At 40.1% G+C, this 13,459-nt stretch carries 14 protein-coding genes; 5 read left to right on the top strand and 9 right to left on the bottom strand.

The genetic code is table 11. The features are described 5' to 3' along the window. Positions 1-11: 11 nt before the first annotated feature. The 4 genes from queF to HMPREF0659_RS05105 form a co-directional block, all read right to left on the bottom strand. Positions 12-467: a preQ(1) synthase gene (gene queF / locus HMPREF0659_RS05090; protein WP_013264236.1), complete on the bottom strand. Its 456-nt coding sequence runs from the start codon at positions 465-467 to the stop codon at positions 12-14. 82 nt (positions 468-549) lie between these two features. Next, positions 550-1,242 carry a queuosine precursor transporter gene (locus HMPREF0659_RS05095; protein WP_013263994.1) on the bottom strand — a complete coding sequence of 231 codons (693 nt, stop codon included), beginning with the start codon at positions 1,240-1,242 and terminating at the stop codon, positions 550-552. Between the two features lie 241 nt (positions 1,243-1,483). Beyond that, entirely contained in the window at positions 1,484-1,696 is a 213-nt protein-coding gene (locus HMPREF0659_RS05100) for a hypothetical protein (protein WP_004361317.1), read from the bottom strand. 15 nt (positions 1,697-1,711) lie between these two features. Next, the gene (locus tag HMPREF0659_RS05105) at positions 1,712-3,364 is read right to left on the bottom strand and encodes a hypothetical protein (RefSeq protein WP_013265022.1); all 1,653 of its coding nucleotides are present in this window, start codon (positions 3,362-3,364) and stop codon (positions 1,712-1,714) included. A gap of 396 nt (positions 3,365-3,760) precedes the next feature. Between HMPREF0659_RS05105 and HMPREF0659_RS05110 the strand changes: the two genes are divergently transcribed. Continuing rightward, on the top strand, positions 3,761-4,597 hold the full coding sequence (locus HMPREF0659_RS05110; RefSeq protein ID WP_013265028.1) for a peroxiredoxin family protein: 837 nt from the start codon (positions 3,761-3,763) through the stop codon (positions 4,595-4,597). 450 nt (positions 4,598-5,047) lie between these two features. Here the strand turns inward: HMPREF0659_RS05110 and HMPREF0659_RS05115 are convergent, their stop codons facing one another. After that, positions 5,048-5,983 (bottom strand): calcium/sodium antiporter, encoded by a 936-nt coding sequence (locus HMPREF0659_RS05115; RefSeq protein WP_013264692.1) that lies wholly within the window; start codon positions 5,981-5,983, stop codon positions 5,048-5,050. 49 nt (positions 5,984-6,032) lie between these two features. After that, on the bottom strand, positions 6,033-6,704 hold the full coding sequence (locus HMPREF0659_RS05120; protein ID WP_013264218.1) for a Crp/Fnr family transcriptional regulator: 672 nt from the start codon (positions 6,702-6,704) through the stop codon (positions 6,033-6,035). A 145-nt stretch (positions 6,705-6,849) separates the two neighbouring features. Between HMPREF0659_RS05120 and HMPREF0659_RS05125 the strand changes: the two genes are divergently transcribed. Further along, a complete protein-coding gene (locus HMPREF0659_RS05125; protein ID WP_013264897.1) occupies positions 6,850-7,374 on the top strand; it encodes a hemerythrin domain-containing protein in 525 nt (174 codons plus the stop codon). 4 nt (positions 7,375-7,378) lie between these two features. Beyond that, positions 7,379-7,720 (top strand): DUF488 domain-containing protein, encoded by a 342-nt coding sequence (locus HMPREF0659_RS05130; RefSeq protein ID WP_013264332.1) that lies wholly within the window; start codon positions 7,379-7,381, stop codon positions 7,718-7,720. Between the two features lie 136 nt (positions 7,721-7,856). Here HMPREF0659_RS05130 and HMPREF0659_RS12880 read toward each other — a convergent pair whose 3' ends face one another. Together HMPREF0659_RS12880 and HMPREF0659_RS12885 are read right to left on the bottom strand one after the other, a co-directional pair. Beyond that, a complete protein-coding gene (locus HMPREF0659_RS12880; protein WP_226893167.1) occupies positions 7,857-9,266 on the bottom strand; it encodes a choice-of-anchor J domain-containing protein in 1,410 nt (469 codons plus the stop codon). A 47-nt stretch (positions 9,267-9,313) separates the two neighbouring features. After that, positions 9,314-10,699 carry a hypothetical protein gene (locus HMPREF0659_RS12885; protein WP_226893168.1) on the bottom strand — a complete coding sequence of 462 codons (1,386 nt, stop codon included), beginning with the start codon at positions 10,697-10,699 and terminating at the stop codon, positions 9,314-9,316. A 310-nt stretch (positions 10,700-11,009) separates the two neighbouring features. Between HMPREF0659_RS12885 and HMPREF0659_RS05140 the strand changes: the two genes are divergently transcribed. Both HMPREF0659_RS05140 and HMPREF0659_RS05145 read left to right on the top strand, forming a co-directional pair. Next, positions 11,010-11,417, top strand: coding sequence for an Hsp20/alpha crystallin family protein (locus tag HMPREF0659_RS05140; RefSeq protein ID WP_004361325.1), 408 nt, complete (start codon positions 11,010-11,012; stop codon positions 11,415-11,417). Positions 11,418-12,089: 672 nt separating this feature from the next. Further along, positions 12,090-12,920, top strand: a complete 831-nt coding sequence (locus HMPREF0659_RS05145; RefSeq protein ID WP_013264201.1) for a DUF4846 domain-containing protein — start codon at positions 12,090-12,092, stop codon at positions 12,918-12,920. Between the two features lie 95 nt (positions 12,921-13,015). Here the strand turns inward: HMPREF0659_RS05145 and HMPREF0659_RS05150 are convergent, their stop codons facing one another. Further along, on the bottom strand, positions 13,016-13,453 hold the full coding sequence (locus tag HMPREF0659_RS05150; protein WP_013264749.1) for a DUF5606 family protein: 438 nt from the start codon (positions 13,451-13,453) through the stop codon (positions 13,016-13,018). Positions 13,454-13,459: the final 6 nt, after the last annotated feature.

A 13,459-nucleotide genomic window follows, 5' to 3' on the forward strand; every position in this document is an offset into this window, starting at 1 on the left:
AACATACTTCTTTATTCGTGCGTGATAAATCGTTGTTCGGCTAACTGTTCATACTTTGTACCCTTACGGCCATAGTTAGCGTATGGATAGATACTGATACCACCACGTGGAGTAAAGATTCCTGTAACCTCGATGTACTTAGGATCCATCAACTTGATAAGGTCCTTCATAATCGTATTTACACAATCCTCATGGAAGTCACCGTGGTTACGGAAACTAAAAAGATATAGCTTCAAACTCTTACTCTCAACCATTCGTACGTCTGGGATGTATGAAATACGAATCTCTGCAAAGTCTGGTTGACCTGTTATAGGACATAAACTGGTAAACTCAGGGCAGTTGAAGCGTACCCAATAGTCATTATCAGGGTGCTTGTTAACAAATGATTCCAACACCTCTGGTGCATAATCCATTCTGTATTGAGTCTTTGAACCTAATGACTTTAAGCCTTCTTTTTCTCTTTCCATATTCTTCTTTTTAAAGAAATTAAGCCAATAAGTTTAGTACCCTAATGTGCAATAAACGTTATTGGCTTAACTTGTGTTTTATTTAACTTAATGCAAATATCTTCCAAATACTATAGTTTACATCATTATCATAAGTATCCTCTCCCTCATGTTCCTTCAAAGCCTTTACTATACGAATGGTGATTGGAAGAGCGATAACCTCATAAACTGTCTTCAATAATACCTGCCATAGCATGAGCTTTGGGAGTTCTTCTGTTGGAACAACACCGCCCAACGCTAATGGGAAGAAGATAACAGAGTCGAAACTCTCACCCACAATAGTACTAAGAATTGCTCGTAATGAGAAGTTACGTCCCTTATCGCGAATCTTCATCTTACTCATCACATAGGCATTAGCAAATGAACCCACGATGAAGGCTACAAAAGAGGCTGCTGCCACACGTGGAGCTAAACCAAAGATAGCATGGAAGCCTGCTTCATTCGTCCAATATGGGGCACCCGGAATCCAATCACACAACGCACCCATTGCCACGAAGAAGAAGTTCATCGCAAAGCCTGTCCATATCAGTAGACGTGCCTTTTGAAATCCCCAAACCTCACATACACAATCGTTGATGATGTAAGAGATTGGAAACACAATCAATCCACCTGTCAATGAGATACCTAACACTGAGATCTGCTTTGTCTCGAGGATGTTTGCCGCAATAAGGCAAACGCAAAAGAGGATGCTGAAAAGCATAAACAGCACACTCACTTGTTGTTTACTTTTTGTCATTTTCTTGTTTTGTTAAAGGGGGTTGATCAAGTACCCCTATTTAATTAAGTGGCAGCAAAGGTACACATTTTTATCCAAATAGCCTTAACTTCTTTAGAAAAAGAAAAGTGTGTTAAAACACTGAACTACAATAACAGACGCTCTGTCTGTCGATAGAATCAGTATTCTAACACACTTAAGTTATATACAATATAAGTTTAGACGTAACTAAAAACTTTATTGCAAATTGTCTTATAGAAGCTTAATCTTCCCAAGGAGTGAATGCTATTTCACCCCATTCGTTTTCTTTCGCTTCAAAACCATCTACTCCACCTGTTTCACCTCTGTCACCAGGTTTAGGATTAGTTGGCTCTACTGGTACACCACTATGGTTACCAAAATGATTATCAAGAATGTCACCATTAACATTCAGCACTACCTTCTCACTCTGAGGAGCTATATATATCTTCTTCATAATTGTACTCCCTTCTTACTTAATTACAACCTTCTTACCATTCACGATATAGACACCACGAGTTGGATTCTCAACACGACGACCCTGTAAATCGTAGTAAATGCCATCCTCAGTGCTATGCTTTGAGTTTTCGATAGTCTCTATACCAGTTGTACCACCGTCCTCAAACTCTAAGACAAAGCCCTTAGCTTGTGCCTCAGCATTGGTAAGTACAAGGAAAGCCTTGTTACCTGGGATTGTTGTCACAGTGTTATTCAGTTTATAGAAACCAATTGGATTTCTGCTATCTGCGGTATTGATATTAAATGCACGGATATTATCATGTGTTACATTGCGTTCTGCTCCAGTACCATCCTTGACGGTCAAGCCATTGATAGACTCTCCAAAGAATGTTCCACAAAGACGGTTATTGCTTTGCTTAGGTTTTTCATCACCTGTAGGCAACAACTGATTATCAGCAGGATTCGTTGAATTACACTCCAAAACAACAGCGGTCTGAGCTGGAACAACATCGCCTTGCTGAGCAAGTTTCTTCACTTTCGCGAAGTAATAACCATCTGCATTCTTAGCTTCAACGCCTTCAATAGTATAAGCTTTCACATCACCCTTAATTTGGAATGGGAAGTCTACATAAAGTGTAGTATAATATTTACCATCTCTACCCCTCATGTTAGTAGAAGGCTTAACACCAAAGTAGTTTGTATCATCAACCTTTTCAAGGATCCACATAGCAGCATCCCCTGTTACAGGGAGCTCAGGACCAAAATAAGTATCAGTATTATTGTTGTTTACAAAGTCAAACTTTGGAAGTGTACCCTCATACTCATTATGTGAGGTATTGGTTAAATCACTTGGATTATAATTTCTACCGTTGTCAATCTTCTTGAGTGCACCAGACATTAGATAGTAAGTCTGTCCCTGATTGATACGATTTTCTGCACGTGTAGTACCAATATAATGCTTTATAACATTAACAATATCAGCATTGGCATTTGGACTACTTTCTATCTTTGCTAAGGCAAGGCGCTCTATTTCATACCATACATCGTCTGGATTGCCACGGTCTAAAGCTGCCTTCAAGTTAGGATAACTATCCAGTGCATTACCTGCCCTCGACTTTACAATAGACCAAAGATCACAGATTGGTTGCATGGAAGGAACTGTCGCAAAGGCATAATAAGCAGTACGTCCATCAGATGTGGTAACAGGCTTTAAGTGCATCTTCAAGTCCCACTGTCCAATTACACTCGTATTAAATAACCCAGAAGCTATGCTACCCCTAAAAGCACCAAGCTTTTCAATCAACTTGTCTTTCACAGCTTTCTCCACCTTTTCTATTGCAGGGTTTAGGTAACCATTGATGACATCAACACCCTGCGAACGGAGCATCGTCACATCAAGCCAGTTTGCATTATTGCTACTTGCATCTGTTTTAAGGTGAATTACAGTACCAGGCAATGTGGTTGCATCAGCCTTAGTGGCATTAGGCTGTGCCGCATACTTACCAGTTACATAAACATACTGCTTGCCATCAGTACGCTGACGAGCATTTACAATACGATAATAACCATCATCTGGTTTTGTTACAGTAGCTGGTGCTTGTGCTGACGCAGCCACAGAAAAGAATCCTAACACAAGTGTCAGGACTGAGTGTAAATGTTTAACCATAAAGTTTTATATTATGTAATAGTTTTTTTAGCTGATAAGTTCATCCTCTCTAATTCAGCCATACAAAAATAATACTTTATGTAAAAAACAATACAAAAAGGTATGTATTATTAATAAATATTCAACATAACATAGCTTTCACACCTTGTATTTTTAATATCTTTGCAATACTTTTATAGACAGAACTTTTTAATACAGATATTAACGACCTGTGTTTATATTTATAAAAATTCACTTACTATAACCGTATAAAAGCATCATTAAACTCGCGCTCATGGCATATTCGACATTCCCAATTACATATAAAAAGGTCGTAAACGCATAAAAAAACATAATTTACCATTGTGATAAGCAGAAAATCATTACTTTTGTAGCCTTATCAAATGAATGATTAACATGAAGAAGATTATTTTAATGACAGCACTGGCTACAGCTGTTCTCACTGCAAATGCGCAGGACATCAAGCCATACGAAGAGAAAATGTCTCAGATAGAGGCACAGTTTAAATCACTTGAGGCTGCCTATCAGGCTTTCGGTAAGAAAGACCCAGCAACCTTCACGGATGCAGAAAAGGCTAAGTTGAATGAGATTATGAGTAAAGCTGATTCTCTTGACAACGTACAGAAGACTACTGCCTTAGAGATTGCAAGAAAGTTTAAAGACACAAAGTTCCCAGCGAAATACGTTGCTAAGATTATGTATGACGTTGAGTTCGATGAGTTGAAAGAACTTTGCGATCCTAACACTGGCTACTATAACGAGCCTGAAATGGCAAAGCCAAAGCAGTTATTCGAGTCTTACAAGTTGCGTCAGCCAGGTTCTATGTATAAAGACCTCACAATGCAAGACCTCAATGGTAAGCAGGTAAAGCTTAGCGATTGGGTTGGTAAAGGCAAGTATGTATTGGTAGACTTCTGGGCAAGTTGGTGTGGTCCATGCCGTGCAGAAATGCCAAACGTTGTAGCAGCTTACAATCGTTATAAGGACAAAGGATTAGAAATTATTGGTGTCAGTTTCGATAGCAAAAAGCTGCAATGGTCTGCTGCCGTTGAGAAGTTAGGTATGACTTGGCCTCAGATGTCAGACCTCAAAGGCTGGGAGTCGAGTGCAGCAGCTGTCTATGGTATCCGCAGTATTCCTTCTAACATCCTCATCGACCCACAGGGTAAGATTGTTGCAATGGACCTCCGTGAGAACAGATTGCAGGAAGTCTTGGCTGAGAAGTTGAAATAAGAGAAAAGTAATGGTGTGAAAAACAAAAGCCTAAAAGTATAAAAGCTTTTGTAAACTCATTCGAGTAAGTGGCAAATTTGTGCCGGACACTCCGAAATTTCACATCATATAAATATAAAAGAAGAGTCATATCTAACTCTAATCATGAGTTCAGATATGACTCTTTTTCTTGAATTAAGTATATTGTACTCCAATAAGTCTTTTCTACATCATGCTTATACAGCGCTTTACTAATAAGAAGTTGACTCCACCATAACAATCTTTTGCCTGACAATTAACGCTAAACACTATCTGTGTTTACCATTAACACAATATGTGCTGGGCATTTACACAACACGTGCTGAGCATCAACACATCCAAAAAAGATGGGTAGTTACTGATAAGTCAATAGTATATTGTTTCTTTGCTTTAGCTCAAAAGCAATCTTCTAAGCTAAAGCAAAGGAATAAATCATAGTAAGGAATAGATATAACCTACAAACACAGCCGTAAGCACAGCTCCCTCCCATCGTTCAATCTTGTACTTCGTAAACGAGAAGAGCCATACGAGCATGATTGAGATAACCAGCATAGAAAGGTCTATATAAGTAATACCTTTCAATGTCATTGGGGTAATCATACCCGTAATACCAAGGATTGCAAGAATGTTAAACACATTAGAACCAAGTGCATTTCCTATTGCAATACCGCTATTTCCTTTACGAGCTGATACAACACTTGTAGCCAATTCTGGAAGAGAAGTTCCTCCTGCCACGATTGTTAAACCAATCACAGCCTCCGATACACCAAGGTTTGTTGCAACAGCCGTAGCCCCTTCTACAAACAAGTTACTTCCTCCTATCAAACAAAGTAATCCGACAAGAATCCATACAACAGACAACCAAGTTGACATCGGCTTCTTTCCTTCACCCTCTATAGCCTCTTCAGCATCCGCTCCTTGCTTCTTAGCACCTTTAAGTGTCATATACATAAAGATAAGGAACATCACAAAGAGAATACCAGCATCAAGCCTACTAATATCTCCATCGAGACACATTATCAACAACAAAGCTGATGCTACAAGTGCAAAAGGAATATCCTTTCTTACTGTTGTCTCCATAATCGTCATCGGTGCCACCAATGCCGACACACCAACAATGAGTAAAGCATTAAAGATGTTGGAGCCAACAATATTACCAACCGCCAAGTCTGATGTCCCCTTCAATGCAGAAATAAAACTTACACAGAACTCAGGCATACTTGTACCCATTGCGACAATTGTCAATCCTATCACTATTTGCGGCATCTTCATCTTCTCAGCTACAGCCACAGCACCATCTGTCAAGCGGTCAGCACCCCATAAAACGAGGGCTATACCCACGACAATAAATAAAATATTCAGTAACATTAATTCTTAAAATATAGAATAAATAAAATACACTTAAGGGATAGAACACTTACTTCAACATCTTCCTACGATCCAAAATCTTGATTGTTCGTCCATGAATCTCTATCGCCCCCTCTTTCTCAAAGTCAGATAGAACACGAAGCAAGGAGAACTTCTGGATGCCAAACGAGTCTGCTATCTCCTGACGTGAACGCTCCAAATGTACCTCATTGCTGCCCTGCTCTCCTGCACGTTCCATCAGAAGATAAGCCACCTTTTCACGTACAGTAAACAGACTAAGCACCTTCATCTTCTGCGTCAAGAACACATCAATATTTGAGAGAATACGAATATAGTTCATACGAATCGTCTCATCCAAATCTATTAGACGCTTCAACTCCTCTGGACGCATGCGAAATAGCTGTACTTTACCATCTGTTTCGACACTGACAGGTAGACTCCTGTCCTTAGAAAAGATAAAAGCAGGAGCTACCATATTACCACTATGCAATCGACTCACCTCTACCTGTTTGCCCGATAAAGCTGCCATACGACAGATAAGCTTACCACTTACAACAATATCAACATACTTGCAAGGCATACCCGCTAAGGCATATACCTCATGTGAAGGCAGAGATACAAGCTGATAACTAATATTTCCTAATGTTAGGTCTATTTCAATCTCACTCATTCCTGCAAAAAGTGGACAGGAACGGAGTGCTTTCATCACATTATTTTCCATGGACACAAAGTTACAAAGATTCTCTTGATTACTACAAATTTAACTCGATTTAACTCAACTTGGACACATTTGTTACCCCACTTTCTCCTCGATTATATTTAATTTTGCACATAAATAAAACGAACAAGATAAAGTAAAGATAACAATGACACAAACATTTTCTCAAAGCATTATCCCTTTTAAAGCATGGGACCTCGACCTACTTGTAGACTATGTACTAAAGTTTCATCATCGTTACATTCGCAAGCAGGGTGAGGAACTTGCTATCAGATTGAACTCACTTACAGCTAATCATCCTGAACTCGACCGTGTAGTAGATCATTTCCGCAACAGTGTTGCCGACCTCGACCTTCACTGTCAGAAGGAAGAGAATATTCTCTTTCCATACATTATCGACATTTTCAATGCTGCTGAGTATGGTCAAGAGCATGCGCCTTTCCATTGTGGTACAATCCAGCATCCTATCAATGCAATGATGGCTGACCACAACGACGAGATAGAACGTCATGAGCGTATTGCAGAACTAACAAATGATTACACAGCCCCTGAGGGTGCTGAACCAGAATATGTGAAGGCACTTGCAGACCTTCGTCAGTTCCGCAACAATCTCCTCGAACATATCTTCGTAGAAAACGAGATAATATTCCCACGGGCATTAATGATGGAATAAGATAATGAAAATCAAACGTGCTTACGCGCCGGTTGAAGAAACCGACGGTTATCGAATTCTCGTTGACCGATTATGGCCGCGAGGTATCAGTAAAGAAAAGGCACAAATCGACCTTTGGTTGAAATCTGTTGCGCCAAGTAATGAACTGCGTAAGTGGTTCGGTCATGACCCCGAACGGTTTGCAGAGTTCTCTGAACGATATCGTGCAGAGTTAACTGCAAGTGGAGCCTTAGACGAACTGCGTGCCGTCCTCAAGGAACATCCTACCGCTACCCTACTCTTTGCGGCACATGATGAGGAACATAACAATGCGGTTGTATTACAACACCTGCTTGAAAAGGAATAATCCTTTATCCGTTTAAAACAGGAGGAGCAAAAGAAACAAAGTGAGAAAGTAAAACAAAAGGGGACAGACATCGACGTCTGTCCCCTTTCTTGTTGCTCTTTTCTGACACACACTCAAGGTATCAGAAACTGATTCCTTAACGCTTTAAGGTGAAAGACTTTACGCCTTTATCGGTGTTAAGCTTCAAGACAAATACCTTTGGCTGAACACCAGATAAGTCAATACGCTGCTGATAACCGCCTTGCTGCAAGAGACTACCGTCTGTTGAGAAAAGCTGATACGTCTGATACTTGCCGTTAATGGTCAGTTCTGAACCGCTAACAATTGGTAACAGTGCATCATCATCACCACCAGCAACATTGCTGATACCTGCAGTGATAGGTTGAGCAAGCAACTTCACGATGATAGGTTCTGCCCCACGTGTCTGGACAAGTAGTGCAGCAGCGTGCGTCTTTGAGTCATTACTTTTGAAGCCAACGGCAATCGAACCACCTTCGAGTGGCAACTTCTCATGTGAAAGTTTAAAATACTTCTTCTGAGCGGAAGGTGCCAAGGTAATTGTTACAGGTGCCGTTGTACGATCACTATATATATTAAGTGGCTGAGGTGTCATCTCTTGTCCTGGACGGAATACAAACTGAATGAAGTCATTGTCAACACTCAGTTCTGGAAGGTCAGTACGTCCGAAGGTTACATCATCAATCATAAAGTTCAGGGAAGTAGCATTACCCCCCACAGGACTATAGTAAGAAAAAGCCACATGGAACTTATCATCGATTGCAAGTCCTTCTACTTTAGAAAGGTCTATACGATAATCAAACCACATATCAGGCTCCAACTTAACCCCTGCTGGGACATATTGAGATATATCTAAGAAGTAAGGTGTAGCCTTACCATCCTTCTCTGTGATGATATAAAAGCCGAACAGTTCTTCGCCATTAGTAGTCTGATTACGATACATCAAACTGAATGTTAAATCCTTACTTTGTGCATTCTTATAAGATAGGGTTGGAGAAATAAGCCAGCTTTCATGCTCACGTCTATCCTCAACACCATATTTCAAGAAAGAAATCTGTGCTACCTCGTTCTCTACAACCGACTGATCAGCATTCTTCTGTTGCCATGCATAGAATGGACGTTCACCGCGTATAGTGAGATTCTGCCAACCTTTCAAGCCGAGAATACGTGTATGGCGTAAGTCTGAGAAAGTTTCATTAAGGACTGCTAAAGGTTTGCTATCCGCATCCTTCAGCATTGCTTCTTCAATCTTATCGAATGTTTCTCGTTCATCTACTGTATTTGGACTGATCGTAACACGCTGCACTTCTAAACTCTCTGAAGATACAAAGCGTACGAGGGTAGGACGATGCGTACCCACAACATATTTACCATCTGCATCGCCTACAGTGAGTGATTTCCAGTGACCACCACCATCAATAGAATATTCAGCAGTACACTTTGCAGCACTACTTACTGGAGATAGCTGAAGTGTATTAACTCCATTGGCAACCAATTCATCATAGTAGAGTGTATCCTTTGCTGCCAACGTAACATTACTTTTACTATTCCATTTACCATTAAGTTTCCAGTAACCTAAGTCAAACTTATGAAAACCCTTCCACGCATACCAGTAAAGCGACTGTCCATCGCACGATTATCCGTGAAATTCTCAACTAAATCAGCTGAAGTAGCAGCCTCAGAAACACCCTTAAGTTTGATAACCAACGTATCTGCCAAGACACTTGAAACCCTCAACTCTGCCTCATAGACTCCTGCTTTACGTGGTGCAAAGGTCACCTTTACAGGACGATGATAGAGTTTACCAGAACTTGTCGCATAGTAATACTGTCCCACATCAATGCGGAAAGGAGAATTTGCATCATGCTTCAGAGCAAGGTTAACATTCGTAATAACATCTTTTATATCAAAATCAAGTAACTGTTCGTCAGTCTTGTTAGGTGCTGCACTCATCTCACGAACCTGTCCCGACTTAAGTTTTATCGTTGGAGTAGTACCTGCTTTCTTAAAATAACCAGTCAAATTGAGTGAACCACTGTTTTCAGCATCAGCACCAGAGAAGCGGAGTTTATAGGTATTACTACCCACATAAACGCCTGCTACCTGTGGCGTAATTGTCAGATTAGCTTTAATAGTACTATTCTTTGGTAATTTCTCAACATCTAACTTCATTACAGAAGAAGACTTAGTACCCCCGAAGTTTGGTGTCTGATCAGCACTAAGGTGCATTCCCTGTAAGGCGATTGGGAAGGTTGTAGCTTGTCCGACCTCACCCATCATCGTACGATACTGTGGAAGAATAGCTACGAGTGGAGTTTTATCCTTGTCTGATAAACGTAACACACTGAAGTCGTCCATGCGTACCTGACTTCCTGGAGCTACCAAAAGAGCAAACTCTAACTTCACTGCACCAGCTGGACAAACCGTACGGAACTTCAAATCGCCATACGCTTTCATACGTCCAAAGTAGATATCAGGATTATTAATAAAGTCTTTTTCTGTAGAAACGAGTTCGTTACCAGCAGCATCCAACCAACGCAAAGCAAGACGGAATGGACCTTCCCTGCGCTTGCTCTCTATCGTACTATAATGTACAAGACATTCTAACTCATCGCCTTGCACTACCTCCTTTCCTGTACGCTTAAGGTCAATCACCTGCTTAAGACATCCCTCTACATTAGCAGCAGTCTCAATACCAACACCGAAACCAGTATCACTACTGTATCGATCACCAGCCTTCAATTGAGTAACAGTTCCTGCAGTAACCCAATGCGTAGGCTTACCATCATTAAATGAATAGAAAAAAGGATCATCTAACAACTCTACCGTTGTCTGCTCAGTAGCAACTTCTCCCATAGGTTTAGCCACTCGAGGTGTTCCATTTTGCGCGTATGCCGTACTTGTAAAACTAACTAAACAAAGGCTTACAAATAGCTTTGCAGATAAGTAAAAATTCTTCATTGACATCTAATTTTTGATTAACATACCGCAAATATAGGAAATATTTACACACAAACAAAGTTTTATTACATTTTATTTTATTATCGATTAAAAATAATATCAATCCAAACTAAAAGGTGTATAATCACCCATTAATTATAAGTAAAAGGTGGTTTTATTACGCTTATCAGCCCTATAAACCTAATTTGGCTTATAGGTCAAATTGTCAGAGGTAACAGACAAAATGTCACAAAAACTCTAATGGTATGCTCCTTGCATAATAGTCAGTACAAAACATAAACAAACAAATTAAAGAAAAGGAGATAAAATTATGTATAGAAATTCATGGTTACCAGAGGTTTTCAATGACTTTTTGAACACTACAAATATGCCTAAGGCAAATCCAACAGCACCAGCTATCAACGTACTGGAGTCTGAAAAAGATTATATAGTAGAACTTGCAGCACCAGGTCTGAGTAAGGAGGACTTCGATGTTAATATCAACAGCGATGGCGACTTGACTATCAAGATGGAAAAGAAAGCCGAGGAGAGCGAGCAAAAGGCTCATTACCTTCGTCGTGAGTTCGCATATAGCAAGTATGAGCAGACACTTATTCTGCCTGATGATGTTCAGAAGGAAAGTATTGCAGCACGTGTTGCAAATGGTGTACTCACCATTACCTTGCCTAAGATTAAGGTTGAAGAGCAGAAGGTTGCACGCCAGATTACAGTGGGCTAAACGCTCCACTACTCCCTGATGAAAGGTTTTTGTTCTGACGCTATAAGCTGAAGAACCTTGATAAAATGGATTAGTTATTGGTGAATATGCCCCCAGACAGAATATGTTTGGGGGCTTTTTTTGATTCTTCCGACAACTGTTAATTCCCTTACCATTCAATGTCTGTAAACTATTTTCATGCAACTCAAAACCAAAACATGCTCTTTTAGCTTCTAAAAGGCGCTTAATTGACTTGCAAAAGGTGCCCTTTTAAGGGCCAACTAACGCCCTTTTGAAGTCCTATTAAGCACCTTTCACTTTACTACTTTGTAATTAATTGATTCCCTGTTAGTTACAAACTTGCCTTTTTCTCGTATTTTTGTCCTTATTTATAGCTGTTTTATTTGAAATTATGTAATGATTTTTCAAACCCTCACTTACGACTTTGATGGCTTAAAACAAAAAGGGTTTCTGTGTCGAAGGGTAATAACAAAATAGATAGTTTGACAGTCATAGCTATATTTCTGTTTTATCCTTTAACTTTTGTTCTTTCGCTAAAGCTATATGAAAAACACCTATACTCGCTCTTGAAATAAGAAGACATACAACACTTTTTATAACAACAACTTGACAAGTTAGCAGATTATACGTATATTTGCGACTGAAGACGATAATATTCATTTAAGGAAGACGATGAAGACAACGTATACTATCCCCATTATATTGTCTGCTTTCTTACTCTCATGTACAGGAAAGACTAACGGACAATCACAACAGTCAGTAGAGAATACTCTCACTGTTGAGCAAGCAGCCACTGCTAAAAAGCAACGTTTAGCATCTCCCCCTGGCTACAAAAAAGTAAAACTTACTGAGGGTACATTTGGTTCATTCCTACGAAATTTACCACTTAAGCCTGTTGGAAGTGACTTACATTATTATAATGGTAGTATCAAACGGCGAAATTATGCTGGTGCGGTCGTAGACATTGACTTTGGTCATGGAGAGGTAGAACAGTGTGCTGACGCTGTTATCTACCTCAGAGCCTTATGGCTTTGGCAAACAAAGCAGTATGACAAGATTCACTTCAACTTTACCAATGGCTTCAGAGCTGATTACGCTCGTTGGGCAAAAGGAGAGCGTATCCACATTGATAAGAAGACATGGCGGTGCTGGTATAGCAAGGACACTGCTGCAGATTATTCTTATAAGACATTCCGTAAGTATTTAAATCTCGTCTTTACGTATGCAGGAACAGCCTCACTTGAAAAGGAGTTAACTACTATTACAGGCAAAGAATTGCAGGTTGGCGATGTGATTATCAACGGTGGTCATCCCGGACATACTGTCATTGTTGTAGACAAAGCAGTCAACAAGAAGGGAGAAGCCGTCTACCTGCTTGCACAAGGCTATACGCCAGCGCAAGAAATTGAGATTTTTAACCAGTGGTTCAGTATTAATCCACAGATCAAATACCTTGACACTCCAGACTGGTATTTCCGTGGTAACTATGCAAAACGATTTTAGTTAGCCGTCAATTAGCCTTAGAATAGACAAGAAAAAAGCACTGTGAGTTCGGTCACAGTGCTTTTATTGTTTCGTTTTCTGACTTGAAAGTAATATTACAATCTGTCATCAATGTTATCGCCCTCTGTTGGTTTCATATCCTCTTCAAAGTTGGTGATACCAGCCTTAACGAGAATTTCATACCACTGAAGGAGCTTCTTGATGTCGCTTGTGTGTACACGATCACGGTCGAAGTCAGGAAGAACCTCTGCAAAGTAGTTCTGCAACTCCTTAGCTGAAGCCTTGCGCCAGTTCAGAGAAGCCACCTTGCCCTCTTCCTTGTCGCGCAACTTTGCCAAGACCTCACCCAATGGAACATCGTCAGAGTCAGTGAACATAGCAATATCAGCAAGACTCGTCACACGGTCTGTGCCGAATGCAGGCTGACGCTTGTGGCTCTCATCAAGCGACTCAACAATAAGATTCATTTTACCACGGCTTACCAGCTTATAAAGACCTGGCTTACCTGCGATTGAAAGGATTGTCTGTAACATTTTAAT

This window comes from Prevotella melaninogenica ATCC 25845 (genome assembly GCF_000144405.1).
GTDB classification, from domain to species: Bacteria; Bacteroidota; Bacteroidia; order Bacteroidales; family Bacteroidaceae; genus Prevotella; species Prevotella melaninogenica.